This window comes from Limosilactobacillus gastricus DSM 16045, from assembly GCF_001434365.1.
Lineage (GTDB): Bacteria > Bacillota > Bacilli > Lactobacillales > Lactobacillaceae > Limosilactobacillus > Limosilactobacillus gastricus.
This window is the reverse complement of sequence record NZ_AZFN01000017.1, coordinates 1-19,123: the sequence shown is the minus strand read 5'-3', so window position 1 is coordinate 19,123 and position 19,123 is coordinate 1. Positions and strand designations below refer to the sequence as shown.

General features: G+C 42.8%; 16 protein-coding genes, 1 pseudogene and 1 other annotated feature (1 of these 18 cut by a window edge). Of the genes and pseudogenes, 11 read left to right on the top strand and 6 right to left on the bottom strand.

Going from position 1 to position 19,123, the window contains the following annotated elements; all coding sequences use genetic code 11:
• Positions 1–217 (top strand) — a binding site (T-box leader) (it extends 40 nt beyond the left edge of the window).
• Between the two features lie 62 nt (positions 218–279).
• The 3 genes from asnB (at position 280) to FC60_RS06490 (ending at position 4,343) form a co-directional block, all read left to right on the top strand.
• A complete protein-coding gene (gene asnB / locus FC60_RS06500) occupies positions 280–1,872 on the top strand; it encodes an asparagine synthase B (RefSeq protein ID WP_056937626.1) in 1,593 nt (530 codons plus the stop codon).
• 54 nt (positions 1,873–1,926) lie between these two features.
• Positions 1,927–2,847 (top strand): DMT family transporter, encoded by a 921-nt coding sequence (locus FC60_RS06495; protein WP_056937625.1) that lies wholly within the window; start codon positions 1,927–1,929, stop codon positions 2,845–2,847.
• A 209-nt stretch (positions 2,848–3,056) separates the two neighbouring features.
• Entirely contained in the window at positions 3,057–4,343 is a 1,287-nt protein-coding gene (locus tag FC60_RS06490; RefSeq protein WP_056937624.1) for an ammonium transporter, read from the top strand.
• Between the two features lie 64 nt (positions 4,344–4,407).
• Here FC60_RS06490 and FC60_RS06485 read toward each other — a convergent pair whose 3' ends face one another.
• From FC60_RS06485 to FC60_RS06475, 3 genes and pseudogenes are all read right to left on the bottom strand, one after another.
• Positions 4,408–5,067, bottom strand: a complete 660-nt coding sequence (locus tag FC60_RS06485; protein WP_056937623.1) for a TetR/AcrR family transcriptional regulator — start codon at positions 5,065–5,067, stop codon at positions 4,408–4,410.
• A gap of 11 nt (positions 5,068–5,078) precedes the next feature.
• Positions 5,079–6,179 (bottom strand): annotated as a pseudogene (locus tag FC60_RS06480) (ABC transporter permease).
• Positions 6,179–6,907 carry an ABC transporter ATP-binding protein gene (locus tag FC60_RS06475; RefSeq protein ID WP_056937622.1) on the bottom strand — a complete coding sequence of 243 codons (729 nt, stop codon included), beginning with the start codon at positions 6,905–6,907 and terminating at the stop codon, positions 6,179–6,181. Before FC60_RS06475 ends, FC60_RS06480 begins: the two are co-directional and overlap by 1 nt.
• 187 nt (positions 6,908–7,094) lie before the next feature.
• Between FC60_RS06475 and FC60_RS06470 the strand changes: the two genes are divergently transcribed.
• Entirely contained in the window at positions 7,095–7,655 is a 561-nt protein-coding gene (locus FC60_RS06470) for a TetR/AcrR family transcriptional regulator (RefSeq protein WP_056937621.1), read from the top strand.
• Between the two features lie 96 nt (positions 7,656–7,751).
• Here FC60_RS06470 and FC60_RS06465 read toward each other — a convergent pair whose 3' ends face one another.
• Together FC60_RS06465 and FC60_RS06460 are read right to left on the bottom strand one after the other, a co-directional pair.
• Positions 7,752–9,071, bottom strand: a complete 1,320-nt coding sequence (locus FC60_RS06465; RefSeq protein WP_056937620.1) for an ISL3 family transposase — start codon at positions 9,069–9,071, stop codon at positions 7,752–7,754.
• Positions 9,072–9,232: 161 nt separating this feature from the next.
• Entirely contained in the window at positions 9,233–10,618 is a 1,386-nt protein-coding gene (locus FC60_RS06460; RefSeq protein WP_056937619.1) for an amino acid permease, read from the bottom strand.
• Between the two features lie 84 nt (positions 10,619–10,702).
• Between FC60_RS06460 and mmuM the strand changes: the two genes are divergently transcribed.
• Together mmuM and FC60_RS06450 are read left to right on the top strand one after the other, a co-directional pair.
• Positions 10,703–11,626 (top strand): homocysteine S-methyltransferase, encoded by a 924-nt coding sequence (mmuM, locus tag FC60_RS06455; RefSeq protein ID WP_056937618.1) that lies wholly within the window; start codon positions 10,703–10,705, stop codon positions 11,624–11,626.
• Positions 11,626–12,078 (top strand): PPC domain-containing DNA-binding protein, encoded by a 453-nt coding sequence (locus tag FC60_RS06450; protein WP_056937617.1) that lies wholly within the window; start codon positions 11,626–11,628, stop codon positions 12,076–12,078. The genes mmuM and FC60_RS06450 overlap by 1 nt, the downstream gene beginning before the upstream one ends.
• Positions 12,079–12,240: 162 nt before the next feature.
• Here the strand turns inward: FC60_RS06450 and manA are convergent, their stop codons facing one another.
• Positions 12,241–13,197 carry a mannose-6-phosphate isomerase, class I gene (gene manA / locus FC60_RS06445; protein ID WP_056937616.1) on the bottom strand — a complete coding sequence of 319 codons (957 nt, stop codon included), beginning with the start codon at positions 13,195–13,197 and terminating at the stop codon, positions 12,241–12,243.
• 261 nt (positions 13,198–13,458) lie between these two features.
• Here manA and FC60_RS06440 point away from each other — a divergent pair, with 261 nt between their 5' ends.
• The 5 genes from FC60_RS06440 to FC60_RS06420 all read left to right on the top strand — a co-directional run bounded on the left by FC60_RS06440 (position 13,459) and on the right by FC60_RS06420 (position 19,081).
• Positions 13,459–14,460: a PTS sugar transporter subunit IIB gene (locus FC60_RS06440; protein WP_056937615.1), complete on the top strand. Its 1,002-nt coding sequence runs from the start codon at positions 13,459–13,461 to the stop codon at positions 14,458–14,460.
• Between the two features lie 18 nt (positions 14,461–14,478).
• The gene (locus FC60_RS06435) at positions 14,479–15,285 is read left to right on the top strand and encodes a PTS mannose/fructose/sorbose transporter subunit IIC (protein WP_007121601.1); all 807 of its coding nucleotides are present in this window, start codon (positions 14,479–14,481) and stop codon (positions 15,283–15,285) included.
• A 20-nt stretch (positions 15,286–15,305) separates the two neighbouring features.
• Complete coding sequence (locus FC60_RS06430; protein WP_007121602.1) at positions 15,306–16,229, top strand: PTS system mannose/fructose/sorbose family transporter subunit IID; 924 nt, start codon at positions 15,306–15,308, stop codon at positions 16,227–16,229.
• A 3-nt stretch (positions 16,230–16,232) separates the two neighbouring features.
• Positions 16,233–16,613 carry a DUF956 family protein gene (locus FC60_RS06425; RefSeq protein WP_056937614.1) on the top strand — a complete coding sequence of 127 codons (381 nt, stop codon included), beginning with the start codon at positions 16,233–16,235 and terminating at the stop codon, positions 16,611–16,613.
• Positions 16,614–16,729: 116 nt separating this feature from the next.
• The gene (locus FC60_RS06420) at positions 16,730–19,081 is read left to right on the top strand and encodes an HAD-IC family P-type ATPase (protein ID WP_056937613.1); all 2,352 of its coding nucleotides are present in this window, start codon (positions 16,730–16,732) and stop codon (positions 19,079–19,081) included.
• The last annotated feature ends 42 nt before the right edge of the window (positions 19,082–19,123 follow it).

Genomic DNA, 19,123 nt, shown 5'->3' with positions numbered 1-19,123 from the left:
ACCAGAGAGTCGCCGATAGTGAGAAGGCGATAACCATGTGAAGGTTGAAGAACACTTTCGGATAATTTAACCCAAATGAGATTCTCAAAGTAGGCTTAAACGGGCCACCGATCCGTTACCATCGGCCGAGTATGAATGTACTCGTATTTAAGAGTTGGTTGAACTAATACTTCAACAATTTGGGTGGTACCGCGGAAAAAAGCCTTTCGTCCCATGCGTATGCAGGGACGGGAGGCTTTTTAATTTCCCGTTTGATTTTGAAATTAAGGAGTCAAAATTATGTGTGGATTTTTAACGGTAAGTGCTGAAAAGTATGATATGACGAAGTTTAAACAAGCCCTGGCCTGCGATGAACGCCGGGGGCCGGATATGACTTGGGTTGAAGATCAAGGACCGGTAAAGTTTGGTTTTAACCGTTTGGCAATTATGGACTTATCTGCGGATGGAATGCAACCATTTCAGTATGATGGGGTGACCTTGGTATGTAATGGTGAAATCTATAACTACCATGAATTAGAGGATAACCTTAAAGATGACTATCAATTTAAGTCTACGAGTGATTGTGAAGTCTTAATTCCACTTTACAAAAAGTATGGGATGGATGTCATGTGCAAGATGCTAGACGCTGAATTCGCCCTAGTCTTGTATGACCAAACGACGCAACAAGTCTTGGCGGCTCGTGACCCAATCGGAATTCGTCCAATGTTTTATGGTTACCTGACGGAAACCGACCAGATTGCTTTTGCATCTACGGCCAAGAGCCTCATGGAAGTTTGCGATCGCATATATCCATTCCCACCAGGTCACTACTATGATGGCGAAAAGTTTGTCTGCTATAACGATCCTGCTTTTAGCCCGAAAATTCGGACGGCTAGTGTGGCAGAAGCGACGGAAGGAATTCGGCTGCGCTTAGTCGATGCCGTGCAAAAGCGAATTCATGCCGATGCACCCCTGGGTTACTTATTATCAGGTGGACTCGATTCTTCGCTAGTCTGTGCGATTGCTAAAAAATTGTCACCGGATGTGCCAATGCGGACCTTTGCGATCGGGATGGATCGAAACCCGATTGATCTTAAGTATGCGCGGGAGGTTGCTGATTACCTCGAGACTGATCACACTGAATTCATTATGACCAGAGAAGATGTTTTAGGGGCGTTACGTGATGTCATTTATGCCTTAGAAACCTGGGATATTACGACCATCCGGGCTTCACTAGGGATGTATCTGTTATGTAAGAAGATTCATGAAAATTCCGATTTAAAGGTTCTGATGACTGGTGAGTGTTCAGATGAAATGTTTGGTTACAAATATACCGACTATGCACCAAGTCCAGCTGAATTCCAAAAAGAATCGCAAAAACGAATTCGGGAATTATATATGTACGATGTCTTACGGGCAGATCGTTGTATTTCTTCCAACTCTTTAGAAGGTCGGGTACCGTTTGCGGATCGTGACTTTGTTCGCTATGTGATGTCATTAGATCCAGCTATGAAGATGAATGTCTATGGTAAAGGGAAGTATCTCTTGCGGCAGGCCTTTGCGGGACAAGATTACTTACCAGACGACATCTTATTGCGGGAAAAGGCAGCCTTTAGTGATGCTGTTGGGCATTCATTGGTGGACGATTTAAAAGAATATGCCGAAAGCCAATACACGGATGAAGATGTGGTAAAAGCTGGTGAGAAGTATGCCTACTGTACCCCATTTACCAAGGAATCATTATTATATCGGGACATCTTTGAAGAATTCTTCCCTGGCAAAGCCGAATGGATTAAAGACTTCTGGATGCCAAATAAAGAATGGGATGCATTAAAGGATGTGGATGATCCAAGTGCACGGGTTCTTAAGAACTACGGTGATAGTGGTAAATAAGTTTAAAGCGGGTTGTGGTTAACCATGACGCGCTTTTCTAGTTAGGAGAACCAAATGAAATCAACAAATTTAAAGGGGACCTTGATTTTAGTCCTGGTGGCTCTGATATGGGGGACTGGGTTTGTGGCCCAAGATGAGGCCGCCAATCATTTAGGATCCTTTGCTTTTAATGCCACCAGAAACTTATTAGCTACCGGATTTGTCTTAGGATTGCTATGGTGGCGTAATCACTATCCTTCTCCGTTTGCCCAACCGACCGTGAAATTAAAGTTATCAAGTCATTGGTGGCCCGGCTTTTTAATTGGTGGCGCCTTATTTTTAGGGGAAAGCTTTCAACAAATTGGGATTGCTGCTTACCCGACAGGCGCAGCTGCTGCGGGCCGAGCAGGCTTTTTGACCTCGGTTTACGTGGTGTTTGTGGCGGTAATTGCTTGGGCCATCGGACGTACCCGGAGTTGGATCGTGATGATTTCCGTCGTTGTTTGTTTGGTGGGGATGTATCTCTTGTGTGTCCAACATGGGTTAGGTCATATTTATTTGGCCGATTGGTTAGAAATTATCTGTGCCCTGATGTTTACTTTGCATATATTAGTGATTGATCGCTATCGCGGGATGGATTCGCTGGTCTTATCGGCGATTCAATTTGCAACGGCTAGTTTATTAGCGGGGTTATTTGCCCTGGTACTACATCAGTTTTCCTGGACCGATATTATGGATGCTTTAGTGACTATTTTGTATGCTGGTTTTGTTTCCAGCGGAGTTGGCTACACTTTACAAGTAATTGGTCAACAGTATGCGGAACCGACTGCGGCGTCGATTGCAATGAGTTTAGAATCAGTTTTTGCGGCATTGGCCGGTTGGATCATCTTAAATGAAGTTATGAACGGACGAGAAATCATAGGGGGACTATTGGTTTTTGTTGCCGTGATCATTGCTCAAGTTCCAGACTTTTTACAAGGAAAAACCGAAAAATAATATCTAAAAGCGGGATAATTTTCGTTAATGACGAATAATCCCGCTTTAATTATTAAAGTATGATGAGAATGGTTGTTAAGATAATAAGCGATTTATGGTGTGGAGATTGGATAATCACGCAATTTGGGCAAAGTATTGTAGACGCTTCGTTGAAATCCTAGAATAGTAGTTATTAATTTTGTTTTTTGGTTTGAGAAAGAGGCGATGCTATGAGTGCAGTTAACACATCATTTTTAATTTTATCGAGTATTTTAGTACTCTTCATGACCCCTGGTCTGGCGTTTTTTTACGGTGGATTAGTCTCCCGGCGAAACGTTGTCAATACGATGTTGTCGGTTTTCTTCATTTGTGGACTCGCCATTGTTCTATGGTTTGCTTGTGGCTATTCCTTAGCCTTTAGTGGTGATCTTGGAGGCGTCATCGGGAACCTTAAGGCCGTCTTTTTTCACGGGGTGGCGCTAAACCACGTCATGGATACTGGAATCACAACCGGAGTCTATTCCTTATTCCAAATGATGTTCGCGATTATTACACCAGCCCTCTTCATTGGAGCTGTGGTGGGGCGGATTAACTTTCGCTTCTTAGTATGGTTCATCATTATTTGGTCTTTATTCATCTATTACCCGATGGTTCATTTGGTTTGGTCGGCGGATGGATGGTTAGCAAAATTAGGGACGCTGGATTTTGCTGGGGGGACCGTGGTTCATATTAACGCCGGGGTCACGGCTTTGATGTTGTCGATCTGGCTAGGACCACGAACCAAGCGAGAATCCCAACACTATAACTTACCCTGGGTTTTATTAGGGACAACCATTCTTTGGATTGGTTGGTATGGTTTTAATGCTGGATCAGCCCTAGCCGTTAACTCAGTGGCCTTACAAGCGGTCTTTACCACCACGATTGCGGCCGCTACCTCAATGGTTGCTTGGATGATCATTGAAGTTTACTTGAAAAAACGGGTTACCTTGGTCGGAACCTGTACCGGGACTTTGTGTGGCCTCGTGGGGATTACACCCGCGGCTGGTTATGTGACCTTGGCGGGTGCCTTTTGGATCGGCATGATCGCTACAATAGTTTCCTATGTGTTTGTCGAATATGCGAAGCCTAAATTAAAGTTTGATGATCCTCTAGATGCCTTTGGTTGTCATGGGATGAGTGGAATTTGGGGTTCGATTGCGACCGGATTATTTGCTACTCACCATGTGAACTCCGCTGTTACGACGGATGGCCTCTTCTATGGTGGTGGGAGCCACCTCTTGATGGTTCAAATTATTGCCACGATTGCCACCATGGTCTTTGTTTGTTTAGGGGTTTCAATCGTGACCTGGATCTTGAAACAATTTATTCCAATGCGGGTTACGAAAAAGGATGAATATCTGGGCTTGGACATTGCCGAACACGGTGAAATGGTCGACGATAACCAAGGCCCACGGCGGGATATCTCGCAACACCCTGATGAATTTAGGGGTCAATTAAGTTGGTTGAAACGACCTTAAAAATAAACTGGCGAAATCATCTTAGGATGCTCTTGGGAGCACATAGATGATTCCACCAGCTTTTTTATTTTTGCGGAAGGGAAACGATTAATTGCTGCGTCAGAATATCAATTTCATGGTCCCAATCAATCTGATCAACCGTATCTAGGACGATTATTTGGATGAAATCGCCAATTAGAAGACGCATGAGATTAACAAAGATGGTTTCCAATTTTAAATTCCTAGGAAACAGGTGGCCATATAGTGTTTGAAAGGACTGGTTAAAGGTTGGGAACCGACCCTCGATTGTATTGAAAATTTGTTTACGGACTTGGTCTCTTAAAGATGGGTTGACCAGCAGTTGATCCAGCAAGATGGGCGCAATGACGATATTTTGTTGGAAATACTGGACTCGATCAGCGACTAAGGCATGTAAAAGATCAGTGGCGGAATTAAACTTTTGTTGTTTAAAGTCATTCCAAAAATCAGTTTGAATGCTGGGGATTAAGCCATCGCTCATTGGCGACAAAACCGTCATTAACAAGGCTTTTTTGGTTTTGAAGTATTTGAAGATCGTAGCTTCGCTTATTCCGGCCTTTTTAGCGATTTGGGCGGTAGATGTGGCATCATAGCCCTGTTGGCTGAAGAGCTCGCTAGCTGCGAGTAACGCTTTTTGTTTGCCAGGAGGGAATTCCTGAGCGCTGATCCATTCGGCGAAGTAGTTGGTGAAATTTTTTTCGGTCATGATTTAAGCTCCTAAACTTTTCGATAACGCTTCATTCCTAGAATATTAGCTGTCGTTAAAATTATCAAGAAGATTAGTAAGGCCAATATGTCACCCCCTAAATCAGTGATGGAAGCTCCATGAAGGATGATTTGACTAAGGGCATCCCCGGTATAGGTAATTGGGAGAATTTTACCGATTACTTGCACCCAAGAAGCCATTTGATCCAAAGGAATAATTCCAGAGAAGAAGACCTGGGGAACAATTACCAGTGGGATGAATTGCATCATTTGGAATTCTGAATTGGCAAAGGTTGACATTAAAATTCCAAAGGCGAGGGCAACAAAGGCTAAGATGGCGGTAATAATTACGATACTAAAAATACTGCCGACAACTTCGATGTTTAAAAGCCCAATCGTAGCTCAAACAATAACGATCGTTTGAACAATCGCCACGAGTCCATAACTTAGCATATAACCAAAAACGATTTCGGCACGCCGGACGGGTGTTGCTAAGAGACGATCTAAAGTTCCCGTGGTCCGTTCATTTAAGAGGGCCATTCCTGAAATCAAGAAAACAAAGAAAAAGATGAAGAAGGACATTAAGATTGGAACCATCTTCGTGAAGAAGCCGGTATCACTATTACCATAGTCATAGTGATTGGTAATCTTCGTTGAGGTGGTGGCTGATGGTACCGAAGTTCCAGTTGCTTTAGCCAGGGTTTGAACGGTAGTGGTGAGTTGACGAACACCAACTTTAGTCAGAGCTTGTTGGAAAACTTGCTTGGTCATAGTTGTCTTTGAAGAATCGGTATTCGCATAAGTGATTGAGTAATGATTTGTTGAAGTTTGGACGATAGCGGCGTCGGCATGATCATTTTTGACTGCCTGGATGGCTTGATCCTTGGACTGGTATTCTTTGACGGTTACGTGTTTAGTTTGATCAAGTTGGGTAACAAGCGCGGAATCGAGATCAACGGTAGCTAATTTGACGTTGGTTGTGGTATTAGCGGAAAACATCACGTTCAATAACCACATAATTAAAATCGGCGCGATGAACATTAATGCCAGTGTGCGTTTGTCGCGCAATAATTGTTTCAGAACCCGCATGGCAATGGCTAGAGTTTTTTTCATTAGTCTTTCTCCTTCGTTTGTTCAGCAGCTAAAAAGACTTCTTCAATTGAATCAACCTGGTATTGTCTTTTAAGTTGTTGCGGAGTATCAAAAGCGATAATTTGACTGTTGATGAGTAAAGCAACCCGGTCAGTTAACTCTGCTTCATCCATAACGTGAGTGGTGACGAGAATGCTAGTTCCTTGATCACGAAGACGCTTTAAATCGGTCCAAATTTGGCGGCGTAAGGCGGGATCAATCCCAACCGTGGGTTCATCTAATATTAGGAGCGGTGGATTACCCAGAAAGGCAATGGCCAAGGATAAGCGTCGTTTCATTCCGCCAGAATAGCCACTTACTCGTTTATCAAGATCAGGGGTTAATTGAACAACTTTAGCGGCCGCTTCGATCTGGGGAACTAGTTTTTGGTGATTAAGTCCGCGCATTTGACCGAAAAAACGCATATTTTCCCGTGCTGTTAAAGATTCATACAAGGCATCTGATTGAGCCATATAGCCGATTTCGCCGAGAATTTGACGGTTAGGCATATGATGATCAAGGACCAAGGCCTCGCCACCATCCGCTTTTTCCATGCCCAACATAGTTTTAATAGCGGTGGATTTACCGGCCCCAGACGGTCCAATCAGGCCCACGATTTCACCAGGTTCAACATCAAAGTTAATACCAGCTAAGACTTGCTGTGAGCCAAAAGATTTTTGTAAATTAGTTAATAAAATTCGAGCTGTCATGATCTTTTTCTCCTTTGGTAAGTGATCACTCACCTAAATTTATAATTATTATAGGTGAGTGTTTACTCACTGTCAAGTTCAAGCAGATAATTATTCGAGTGCGTTTGTGATTGTATCTCAGATAGTATATAATAATTAGTAATAATTAACGTAAGTAGTTGCTTACTTAACCAGAAGGGAGAGAGAAATGGCAGTCGAAGAAACCCGGCGGCGGATCATTCGGGCATTTCGGATTTTAGCGGTACAAAATGGCATTAAGGGGACCACCACCCGGAAAATTGCCGAGCAGGCTAATTTAAATGAGGGGACAATCTTCCGTTATTTCAAGACGAAGCAAGAAATTATTGATACGGTGGTGGAAGAAGGACACCAATCCATCGAACAATTAGGATCTAATTTTCAATCTAAGGGTGATTTCGTTTCCGATATGCGAGCGGTAGCGCAGCCCTTCTGCCAGTATGTTAGTGATCATCCCGAGATTATTGTTTTGGGAAATGAGGTTAGTAATTCACCAGATACTAAATCCATCTCCCAATTAGACGCCTTGATCGACAACTTTTATGATTTAACCTTTAATGTCATTAACGATAATAATTACCAGCTGGCGATTGATATTGACGTTTTTGCGCAAAGTTTCGTGTATCTTTGTCTAGGATATGTTGACGTAGCCTTACTAGACGAAAATGGTTTTGATGATGAGACCTTTATTAATAATGTTGGTCAATTTTCGATTTTATTATCAGAGTAAATAAGGCCGGGAAGAAACATTTTGTTTCCTCCCGGTCTATTTGGGCTCTTTGTCAACAAGTACTGATGGAAAATTGAATGAGAAGATGGCCGGTCATTAAGCAGATTGAACAAGCTGTTTGATGGTTGGCCTTTTTCCTTTTGTTGTTTTCTCAATAGAAAATGAGATGCTTCGACATTCCAATAGGATCCTAATTTTGAAGTTTTCAAAATTACGGTAGCCGAAGGCTGTCCGTTTAATTACCTTGATTCTGTTCATGCGTCCCTCAATAATTCCGTTAGAATATTGATGTTTAAATTGATTTAAGATCTCTTCCTTATGTTGTCTAAGAGTTCGTTGAGTCCTTTGGAATGGTGTTGGTAATAAGGTTAGCTTTGTTTTTAATAGTTCTTGAAGCTGTTTAGGATCATGGTCACGCATTGCCTTTAAAAGGGTTTGATAATATTCATAAGCTGTTTTCAATTCGTCAGACATATCTAACAATAGGTCTACGACTTCACTGTCGGATAACTGAGCGTACCGGAAATTACGGCGAGAATGGAAATTGTCATATTTAAGCTGTTTCTGATCTTTCATAATCAACTTCCAGAGGCTCTTAAGAGCCCGATATTCACGTGAATCAGATCCATACTGCTTCATAACGTTAATTCGAACAGATTGTAGGGCACGATAAGCTTGCGTGATTACATGAAATGGTTCCGCGATAATAATGGCATTGGGAAAGGCTTCTTTAATCAATTTTCGATATGGCTGGTATAGATCTACGATCACGTATCGGACCTGACAACGTGCCTGATGTGAGAACTTGAAAAAAGATGCCAATAGAGCTTTTCCTTTTCTCGATTCAATAACATCAATCGTGCGATGATTAACAGGATTAATCATCAGGATACTCATGTTGGAACCATTACCAGATTTAAAATCATCAAATGAGATCGCTTGAGGCAGCCAATCATATTGCGGTTTAACTAGATCTTTACTGGCCACTAGGACACGTTGGACCGTACTTGCAGATACATCTGTTAGTTTAGCAATATCCTTCACAGAAATATTGTCGGCAAGATAAACCGGAGCCCTCCGCTTAATCGCATTAGCAATACTACAACGATATTTAACACCTTTGATTTCACTGAGTGAAGAAGCACCACAGTGCTTACATAAGAATTTTTGTTTCCTAACAGCAGCGAATAGTGACTTTCCACCTATTTCTGGACAATGTATGAAGACTGGTTTATAGGTCCCATTTTTAACCATTTTAGCCTTACAACGATGACATTGAGGTGATGGAACATTGGATTGAACTAAACGAATAAGTTGATAGTCTCCAACTAATTCGATCTGTTGGTTATCGTCATTAGATTCAAATTCTAAGTATGGATCTTCTAATCCAGTTAGTGTTTTGATATGATTGTTCATGAGAAGATGGTCCTTTCATCGATTGAGAAGCTGGGGTCCAACCATCTTCTCTTTCTTTTTGCTTTATTTTACTTCGTAAAATAAAAATAGCACTGATAGATTTTTCTATCAGTACTAAAAAGTGTAGAACCCCTATTTGTTGCTATCGGTGGTTGAAGTAACTACTTAGCACGATGTTGGTATTTATCATAAAAGTGATGCAGGCAATAACAAATAATCACGAAGGGAATTGTACAATAGAGGGCAATTCGTTGAGATGGATCAAACCAGATTAACAAACAAGAGGCCAAGGAGGCAACGAAGGCGAACCAAGGAATGATGGGATACCACGGTGTTCGAAATTTTAGTTCGTTCAGTTGATGACCAGATGCTAAGAAGCGTTTGTGAAAGTTAATTTGGGCTAGGGCGATAGCCATCCAGACAATGACCACGGCTAATCCAGAGATTGAGACGAGTACGAGGTAGATCGTGTCAGCAGCATAAATGCTGGAGAGAAGTGATAAAATGCCGCCGATCATACTAAGCGCCAGAGCGATCACCGGGATGCCTCGCCGATTAGTTTTGGCGAAGCGGCGGGGGATCGTTCCTTCATTACTTAAGGACCATAACATTCGCGTGGAGGCGTATAGACCAGAATTTGCGGCGGAAATAATGGCAGTTAAGACCACGAAATTCATAATATCGGCCGCATAGGGGATGCCCATTAACTTAAATACATGGACAAAGGGACTTTCCGATACTCCTGCTTGACGATATGGAATTAAGCAAGCCATTACGGTAATGGATCCGATAAAAAAGATGATTAATCGCCAAAGGGTGGTGTGGATTGCCTTGGGCAAAGTTTTTTCAGGATCTTTTGCCTCACCGGCGGTTATGCCGATAAGTTCCGTCCCCGAAAAAGCAAAATTAACGGTTAACATGGTGGTAAAGACACCGCCAAAACCGGTCGGAAACCAGCCGTCCTTCGTCAGGTTGGTTAAAAGGGGTGCATGTTGATAACCTTTCATGGGAATAATACCGACAATAGCGAGGGCGCCAAGGACAATAAACACCAAAATTGCGATAACTTTAATGGCCGCAAACCAGAATTCGCTTTCGGCAAAGATTCGAACCGAAAAGACATTGGATAAAAAGATCAAAATTATAAAGAGCAAACTCCAAATCCACACCGGGACGTGAGGGAACCACTGCCGCATAATAATTCCAGCAGCCGTAAATTCCGATCCTAAAGCTATGGTCCACGTCAACCAATATAAAATCGCGACGGTAAAACCCGTAGCCGGACTAATTAAGTCCTTGGCGTAAACGTGAAAAGATCCGGTATAAGGCATAGCCACAGATAATTCGCCTAAACAAAGCATGACAGCGTAGACGATGACAGCGCCTAGTAAGTAGGCAATGATCGTCCCGATGGGGCCAGCTTGTTGGATAGTATAACCGGAACTTAAGAAGAGCCCGGTTCCAATGACCCCACCTAGGGAGATCATTTGGATGTCGCGGGTTTCCATTTTACGTTCAAGATGTTCGGTTTTTTCGTTAGCAGACATAATTAACTCCGTGATAGAATAAAATTACAATTTGATTAGAATTAATAGTGAACATCATATCACGAAATAAAAGAGGAGAGCTAGATGGAATTAGCAGAATTATTAAAAGAGGCCCCGATCATTATCGATGGGTCTATGTCTACTCCTTTAGAAATATGGGGAGCTCAGACCGATAGTGATTTATGGACTGCGGCAGCTTTAATCAAACACCCTGACTTAGTTAAACGGGTTCATCAAGCCTATTTTGAAGCTGGTGCACGGATTACGATTACGGATTCCTATCAAACTAACGTGGGCGCTTTTGAAAAGCATGGTTATGGTGAACAAGCAGCACGACGTTTGATTCGTTTGTCAGCACAGTTGGCACAAACAGCGCGCGATGAATATGAAAAGGCCTCTGGTGTGCATAATTTGGTGGCGGGATCAATTGGCCCCTATGGTGCTTATTTAGCGGATGGAAGTGAGTATCGTGGTGACTATGAGTTATCATTAGCAGATTACCAGGACTTCCATGCACCACGCTTGGAAGAGTTACTGGCTGCTGGAGTTGATTGTTTAGCTATTGAGACTCAGCCTAAAATAGCAGAGGTCACTGCGATTCTGGCTTGGCTCCATGATCATCAGATTTCAATACCCGTATGGGTTTCATTCTCATTGCAAGATCCACAGACTATTAGTGAGGGTACTGCTTTGACCCAGGCAGTAGAAGCCATTCAGGATGATCCGAATGTACTAGCAGTCGGCGTTAATTGTATGCCAGTAACGATGGCAACCCCGGCAGTGGAAACAATTGCAAAAGTTGCAAGCGTTCCCATAATCGTTTATCCTAATTCAGGAGCCCAATATGATCCAACCACTAAAACTTGGCAGACTACTACTGGACAAACTAGTTTTGCACAAGCGGCAGTTAATTGGGTGCAGGCCGGGGCTAGTATCATTGGTGGCTGTTGTACCACCATGCCAAAGGATATCCTGGAAATAAGGTTAGCATTAGCAAAGGAGTCATAATGAAGACGCAATGGAGTAATCACCAATTATTGGTACGAGTCGATCAAGGAGAAGAATTAAAAGAAGTCGTAAGGAAGGTGTGTCAAACCGAAAATATTGCTGGGGCAACTTTCAATGGTCTCGGTGGTTTCGGTGAGGTTCAAGTGGGGGTTTACAATCCGCAAACCCAGGATTACGATGCTCCCATTCGTCAAGGAATGTATGAAATGGTTTCCTTGATGGGGAATGTTTCGCTCGACCATGGGGATTTGTTTGTCCATGCTCACGCCGCTTTTGGTTATCTTGATCATGGAGAGATGAAGGTGGTTGGTGGTGATCTTCGTAAGGCAGTGGTTAACTATACTGCCGAGTTAGTGTTAACACCGACGGAACACGCAATCAACCGTCAATATGATGAAGCAACTGAAATTGATATTTGGGATCTACAAGATCAGGTTAATTGGAAAAATTAATCATAAACTAATTAAAGATGCCATAATAAAACATAAAAAAGAAGCCCTGAGAAACTAGGACTTTTATAGAGTCGTTAAAGACGGTGACATAGTTTTGTCTTATGAAATAACCGCTAGCTAAATCAAGCTAAGACGGTTATTTTTTTGTGCTGATTTTTTCAATCATTTTGGTTCTGACGCAATCACAGTCATATTACCATCAAGTGTCCATTCATCAGTCGTCGCTGGAATAATGAAATGGTCTCCCTTGGTAATTGAGTATACTTGATCATTGATCTTTAATTTGCCTTGACCATCAACCACGGATGCCAAGGTATATGGAGCCACTTCGTGATGTAAAGTAAGGTGCCCAAAGTTGGTTTGCCACTTGTTGACGATAAAGTGGGTTGAGTCAACGAGTTGGGTAATAGAAGCATGATCATATTCCGTTGTGATAGGAGTTTGATTCTGATCCACAAAAGGCGTTTCCGTACAATCAATGGACTGTTGTAAATGTAGTTCACGGGTTTTGCCAGTTGCCGGATCAACACGGTCAAAATCGTAAAATCTATAAGTGGTGTCGCTACTTTGTTGGGTTTCTAAGACGACGACTCCTGAGCCAATCGCATGTAGCGTTCCGCTTGGGACGAAGAAAAAGTCTCCGGTTTTAACGTAAACTTTACGCAATAATTGATCCCATTGTCCCTGATTAACCAGGCCCTTTAGTTCCGCTTTGTCGCGAGCGTTATGACCATAGATTAAGTAACTGCCCGGTTCTGCTGATAAGACATACCAACATTCGGTTTTACCGAGTTCATGTTCATGTTCCTGGGCATATTGATCATCGGGATGGACTTGAACAGAGAGGATTTTAGCGGCATCCAAAATTTTTGTTAATAGTGGGAAAACGTGCCCAGAGGGGTTACCAAAGAGTTTCGGTTGTTGATCCCATAATTCTGCTAAGGTTAAGCCACTAAAATCACCATTCGCAATCGTGGCGGGTCCATGGGGGTGAGCCGAAATGGCCCAGCATTCGCCGGTAGTATCACTAGGAATATCATAGTGGAAGTCGGTCCGTAACTTTTGACCACCCCACATCTTGGTTTGAAAAGCGGGTTTTAGAAATAAGACATCATTCATTGCGTATATACCTACCTGATAAGAATAATTCGCTTTCAGTATAGACTACTGTCGAAAGTTATGAAAGCGCTATCTGAAAATATTGTTGGCGAAAATCCAGGAATGCTAGGGGTTTCGTAGATAAAATTTTAGAAAAATTTAGCAAATTCACGTAAAAGATTGAAATATTACATGAAAAGACTGTATAATGTATTCGTTTTCATAGACTATTAGTTACATAGTAATTGATATGTAAGTTGTGTGAAAAACAAGGAGGATATTATGGTAGGAATTGTCCTGGCAAGTCACGGTGGCTTTGCTGACGGGATCTTTCAATCTGGTGAAATGATCTTTGGTCAACAAGAAAATGTGGCTCATGTCATTTTAAAGCCAGACGAAGGACCGGATGACATTCGACAAAAGTTGTCGGATGCGGTTGCGACGTTTGACGATCAAGAACAAGTATTATTCTTAGTTGATTTGTGGGGTGGTACACCATTTAATCAGGTAAGCAACTTGTTTGATGAGCATAAGGATACCTGGGCGGTTGTCAGCGGAATGAATTTACCAATGGTAATCGAAGCTTATGCATCACGTTTCTCGATGAATACGGCTCGAGAAATCGCTACGCACCTTGTTGATGTTGCAAGAGACGGGATCAAGACGAAGCCGGAAGACTTGATGCCAGCTGAAGAAACATCAACCGAAGCTGCGCCAGTTGATAACCAACCAACCGGTGCTATTCCTGAAGGAACGGTGCTTGGTGATGGCCATATCAAATATGTCTTTGCACGGGTTGATACTCGGCTTCTACACGGTCAAGTTGCCACTGGTTGGACTAAGGCAATGAATCCGGATCGGATTATCGTAGTTTCTGATAATGTGGCCAAGGATAAGTTGCGCAAGAGCATGATTCAACAAGCGGCTCCTGCTGGGGTGCATGCTAACACTGTGCCAATTAAGAAGATGGAAGAAGTAGCTCAAGACCCACGGTTTGGTGCTACTAAAGCCATGCTATTGTTCGAAACCCCTGAAGATGCCTTAGAAGCCATTAAAGGTGGGGTTGAACTAAAAGAATTAAATATTGGTTCAATGGCGTACACAGAAGGTAAAGTTAACGTGAATAAGGTTCTAGCAATGGATCAAAAAGACGTTGACACCTTAAAGGAACTCCAAGATATGGGAATTAAACTTGATGTTCGTAAGGTTCCATCTGACTCACCAGAAAGCATCGATAGTTTATTAAAGCATGCCCAAGAGCTGATTAATGAAGAGAAAAAGTAAATTTAAGGAGAAGAAACTATGTCTGCGATTTCAATAGTTTTAGTTGCGATTGTAGCGTTCTTAGCCGGGGTTGAAGGGATTTTAGATGAATTTCAATTCCACCAACCACTGGTTGCTTGTACGCTAATCGGATTGGTAACAGGGCATTTGATCCCCTGTGTTATGTTAGGTGGTTCGCTACAAATGATCGCCTTGGGTTGGGCGAACATCGGAGCTGCCGTTGCGCCAGATGCTGCTCTAGCTTCAATTGCTTCAGCTATTATCTTTGTTGAAGGTGGGGCCAACACTAGTGACATTGGGACAGCGATTGGGTTAGCGGTTCCGTTGGCAGTTGCTGGTCTGTTCTTGACAATGATTGTTCGGACTATCTCTGTTGCCATTGTTCACGTAATGGATGCTGAAGGGGCTAAGGGTAACCTTGGTCGGGTAGATATGTGGCAAATCATTGCTGTGTGTCTGCAAGGTTTACGGATCATGCTTCCAGCAATTGCCTTGGCATTTATTCCAGCAAGTACCGTTAAATCATTCCTTGCTTCTATGCCATCATGGTTAACTGATGGGATGACCATCGGTGGTGGAATGGTTGTGGCTGTTGGTTATGCAATGGTTATTAACATGATTGCCACTCGTGAAGTTTGGCCATTCTTTATCATCGGTTTCGTGATTGCCGCTATTACTCAACTTACCTTAATTGCTATTGGTGCATTAGGGGTTGCTTTGATGCTACTTTACCTTCAACTTGAAGGTAAGGGTGGTTCCAGTAACGGCTCGAATGGCGCTAGTGGGACAGGTGATCCCCTTGGCGACATCCTTGATGACTATTAGAATTAAGGAGGCTTAGAATAATGGCTGATAATAAAATTAAATTAACTAAGCGGGACCGTTGGGACGTATGTTGGCGTTCAACTTTCCTGCAAGGTTCATGGAACTATGAACGGATGCAAAACGGTGGTTACATGTACGCCATGTCACCAGCGTTGAAGAAGTTATACAAAACCAAAGAAGATCGGGCTGCTGCTGCTAAGCGACACCTTGAATTCTTTAACACCCACCCATATGTGGCTTCCCCAATCATCGGGGTAACTTTAGCCCTAGAAGAAGATAAGGCTAATGGCGTTGATGTTGACGATACGACCATGTCCGGGGTTAAAGTTGGTATGATGGGACCTTTAGCTGGGGTAGGTGACCCAGTCTTCTGGTACACTGCTCGGCCAATTATTGCTGGTTTAGGGGCTTCGTTAGCCATTGCTGGTAATATTTTAGGACCAATTATCTTCTTTGTGGTTTGGAACATCATGCGGATTGCCTTTATGTGGTACACCCAAGAATTTGGTTACCGTGCCGGGACCCAAATTACTGATGATACGAACGGTTTATCCCTTCAAACGGTATCTCGGGGAGCTTCTATGCTCGGGATGTTTATCCTAGGGACTTTGATTGAACGTTGGGTTACGATTACCTTTACCCCAGTGGTTTCTAGAACGCCAGTTTCTAAAGGTGGTTACATCGAATGGGATAAGCTTCCTCATAATGCGCATGCCATCCAACAAGCATTGCAACAATGGGACATGGGAAATGGGTTAGCTCTTTCTAGCACTAAGGTTACGACCTTACAAGATAACCTTGATTCATTGATTCCAGGTTTAGCAGCGCTTCTGTTAACCTTCCTATGTATGTGGTTATTGAAGAAGAAGGTTTCCCCAATTTGGATTATCATTGGTATTTTCGTTGCCGGTATTGTCCTTCATGTTATTGGTTTGTTAGGATAAAAAATGGTTGAATCTATCAATACCAAGGTGGATTTGGTGATTAAAGGTTCATCTATGCTGGGCCTGGGAAGTTATGGTCAAATTATGATTGGCGACCGCGGATTTGAATTTTTTGACGATCGAAATGTCAATAATTACATTCAAATTCCGTGGGATGAAGTCGATTATGTGATCGCAGAAGTATTGTTTGGTGGTCACTGGATCCCAAGATACGCACTGCGGACCAAGCGGAATGGGACCTATACTTTCGCTAGCAAGCAACCAAAAGTGGTTTTACGAGCGATTCGAAAGTATGTTGAACCCGAACGTATGGTACGGTCATTATCCTTTTTTCAAGGGATTTGGCGTGGCCTTAAAGCATTAATTCATCGAAAAAAGCATTAAGCTAATTAAGGTCGCTGGATCATAAGGTATCCAGCGGCCTTTTAGTATAGCTATATCAATGTACTAGGTTGACATAATACGGTAGAATTAAGGCTAATAACTTTAGGAGGCTAATTATGAGTGAAGAAATTAAATACCCTGGATTAACCCAAGCTGAAGTTGCACAACGGCAACGTCAGGGGTTAACCAATCAGCCTCCGGAACCGCAATTTAAGTCTGATCGACAAATTATTAAAGATAATACCTTAACCTACTTTAACTTAATCTTTTTGATTTTAGCGATTTTATTGGTAGTTGTGGGGTCATATGTTAATTTAACTTTTTTACCGGTGATTATCGCCAATACGATTATTGGGATCATTCAGGAAATTCGCTCCAAACGAGCTTTGGAAAAATTAACCGTCCTACATGCCTCCAAGGTGCAGGTAGTCCGGAATAGTCAAATAAATGAAATTGCGACGGATCGACTGGTCTTAGACGATGTGTTTATTTTAAAAACGGGTATGCAGATTCCGGTCGACGGGGTTTTACTAGCTGGCTCTCTGCAGGTCAATGAGGCTCTCTTAACTGGAGAAGCCGATGAAATCCCTAAAAACAGTGATGATCAAGTGATGTCAGGCAGTTTTGTGGTTGCCGGTCAGGCTTATGTAAAGGCCACGGCGGTAGGTGAACAAGCCTACGTCAATCAGCTAACGACATCTGCAAAGCAGGTCCAAATGGATGAAGAATCAGTGATGATTAAGTCCTTAAACCGCTTAATTAAAGCGGTTGGGATTACCTTAATTCCGTTGGGCCTTGCCTTGTTTTATCGCTCCTTTGTGACGAATGGCTTATCCTTTCAACGGAGCATTGTGTCGATGGAGGCGGCTTTAATCGGGATGATTCCAGAAGGATTGTTCTTATTGGCGACAGTGGCCTTGGCCATTAGTGCTGTGCGTTTAAGTCGTCAGCAGGTCCTTTTGCATAGTATGAAGAGTATCGAAACCCTGGCGCGGGTTACCGTAATCTGTGTTGATAAGACGGGAACTATCACTGAAAACGAAATGGTGGTTGATGGCGTTACTCCCACGCAGAATGCCACGCGGAGTTCCATTCAAGGGATTTTAAACGATTTCGTCCAAGCCATGCCAAATGATAATTCGACCATGCAAGCCCTACACCAATATTTCACTTCACCGAGTCAAAAGCAGGCGACCAATTTGATTCCCTTCGGTTCGGCTTGGAAATTTTCTTCCGTTGCCTTTGATCAAACGTCTTATGTCCTAGGGGCACCGGAAATGGTTTTGCGGGATAACTTTGACCGCTACCATGCCGATTTTGCAGCTGATACCCAACAGGGGGTTCGTATTCTGGTGTTTGGGAAATATGAAGGACCGGCCTTAAATGATCATGTACTATCAGCACCGGTAACCCCATTGGCCTACGTCCGGTTAGTTAATCCTGTCCGGGCCTCGGCGCCGGATACCTTTTCCTTTTTCGCCCACCAAGGCGTTAAGATTAAGGTTATTTCGGGTGATAATCCAGAAACGGTTTCGGCGGTTGCTCAGCGGGCTCGGATTGAGAATGCGGATCAATGGGTGAATGCTAGTCAATTAACGTCAGATAATTTAACATCAGCACTACAGACCAAGACGGTTTTTGGTCGGGTGACTCCCGAACAAAAACAACAATTTGTTGAAGAATTGCAAGCACAAGGTGAAGTGGTTGCTATGACTGGCGATGGGGTGAACGATATTCTGGCGATGAAGCAGGCTGATACCAGTATCGCCATGGCTACTGGAAGTGATGCAACGATGCAAGCGGCCCAAATGGTATTGTTAGATTCTGATTTTGCTAAAATGCCAGCGATTGTAAATGAAGGTCGTCGGGTGGTTAATAATATTGAACGGTCAGCCAGTTTATTCTTAGTTAAGAATATTTTTTCGTTTTTGTTAGCCTTATTTACGCTCATCTTTGCTTTTAATTATCCATTGCAACCATCACAAATTACGCTTATTAGTCTCTTTACGATTGGGGTGCCATCATTCCTGCTGGCATTAGAGGCCAATCATGAGCGGATTAGTGGTCGCTTTATGACTAATATTTTCACTCGAGCGCTTCCTGGTGGGGTGACCGATGCGGCGATTGTAGCGATTATTGTGGTATGTGGGAGTCTGTTTGCCTTAAGCAATAATGAAATTCAAACCGCTTCAACTTTAATTTTAGCGGGAGTAGGTTTTATGGTGCTGTATTACATGAGTCGTCCATTAAATGGTTTTCGCTTAGCCATCTTTGTTGGCTGTCTCTTGGGAGCAGTTATTGGGCTGACTTTCTTTAAGACTTTCTTTGGGATCAAGGTGATTGATGGAGTGGCGATTAGTTTCGCGATCGTCCTATTGCTTTCGGCGAATACCGTCTTACGATATCTAACTAAATTAGTGGATTGGCTCTTGCAACCACATTCGTTTAAAAAAAGGGGAGACAAATAATAAAAAAGGAATGAGGGTGGGAAGAAATGTCAATTAGCATTT

Bases quoted from the DNA above. Each gene is read 5' to 3' on its own strand.
- FC60_RS06425 (WP_056937614.1), top strand. From the start codon at position 16,233: ATGGTTGAATCTATCAATACCAAGGTGGATTTGGTGATTAAAGGTTCA.
- FC60_RS06430 (WP_007121602.1), top strand. From the start codon at position 15,306: ATGGCTGATAATAAAATTAAATTAACTAAGCGGGACCGTTGGGACGTA.
- FC60_RS06470 (WP_056937621.1), top strand. From the start codon at position 7,095: ATGGCAGTCGAAGAAACCCGGCGGCGGATCATTCGGGCATTTCGGATT.
- mmuM (WP_056937618.1), top strand. From the start codon at position 10,703: ATGGAATTAGCAGAATTATTAAAAGAGGCCCCGATCATTATCGATGGG.
- FC60_RS06420 (WP_056937613.1), top strand. From the start codon at position 16,730: ATGAGTGAAGAAATTAAATACCCTGGATTAACCCAAGCTGAAGTTGCA.
- FC60_RS06440 (WP_056937615.1), top strand. From the start codon at position 13,459: ATGGTAGGAATTGTCCTGGCAAGTCACGGTGGCTTTGCTGACGGGATC.
- manA (WP_056937616.1), bottom strand. From the start codon at position 13,197: ATGAATGATGTCTTATTTCTAAAACCCGCTTTTCAAACCAAGATGTGG.
- FC60_RS06465 (WP_056937620.1), bottom strand. From the start codon at position 9,071: ATGAACAATCATATCAAAACACTAACTGGATTAGAAGATCCATACTTA.
- FC60_RS06475 (WP_056937622.1), bottom strand. From the start codon at position 6,907: ATGACAGCTCGAATTTTATTAACTAATTTACAAAAATCTTTTGGCTCA.
- asnB (WP_056937626.1), top strand. From the start codon at position 280: ATGTGTGGATTTTTAACGGTAAGTGCTGAAAAGTATGATATGACGAAG.
- FC60_RS06435 (WP_007121601.1), top strand. From the start codon at position 14,479: ATGTCTGCGATTTCAATAGTTTTAGTTGCGATTGTAGCGTTCTTAGCC.
- FC60_RS06485 (WP_056937623.1), bottom strand. From the start codon at position 5,067: ATGACCGAAAAAAATTTCACCAACTACTTCGCCGAATGGATCAGCGCT.
- FC60_RS06460 (WP_056937619.1), bottom strand. From the start codon at position 10,618: ATGTCTGCTAACGAAAAAACCGAACATCTTGAACGTAAAATGGAAACC.
- FC60_RS06490 (WP_056937624.1), top strand. From the start codon at position 3,057: ATGAGTGCAGTTAACACATCATTTTTAATTTTATCGAGTATTTTAGTA.
- FC60_RS06495 (WP_056937625.1), top strand. From the start codon at position 1,927: ATGAAATCAACAAATTTAAAGGGGACCTTGATTTTAGTCCTGGTGGCT.
- FC60_RS06450 (WP_056937617.1), top strand. From the start codon at position 11,626: ATGAAGACGCAATGGAGTAATCACCAATTATTGGTACGAGTCGATCAA.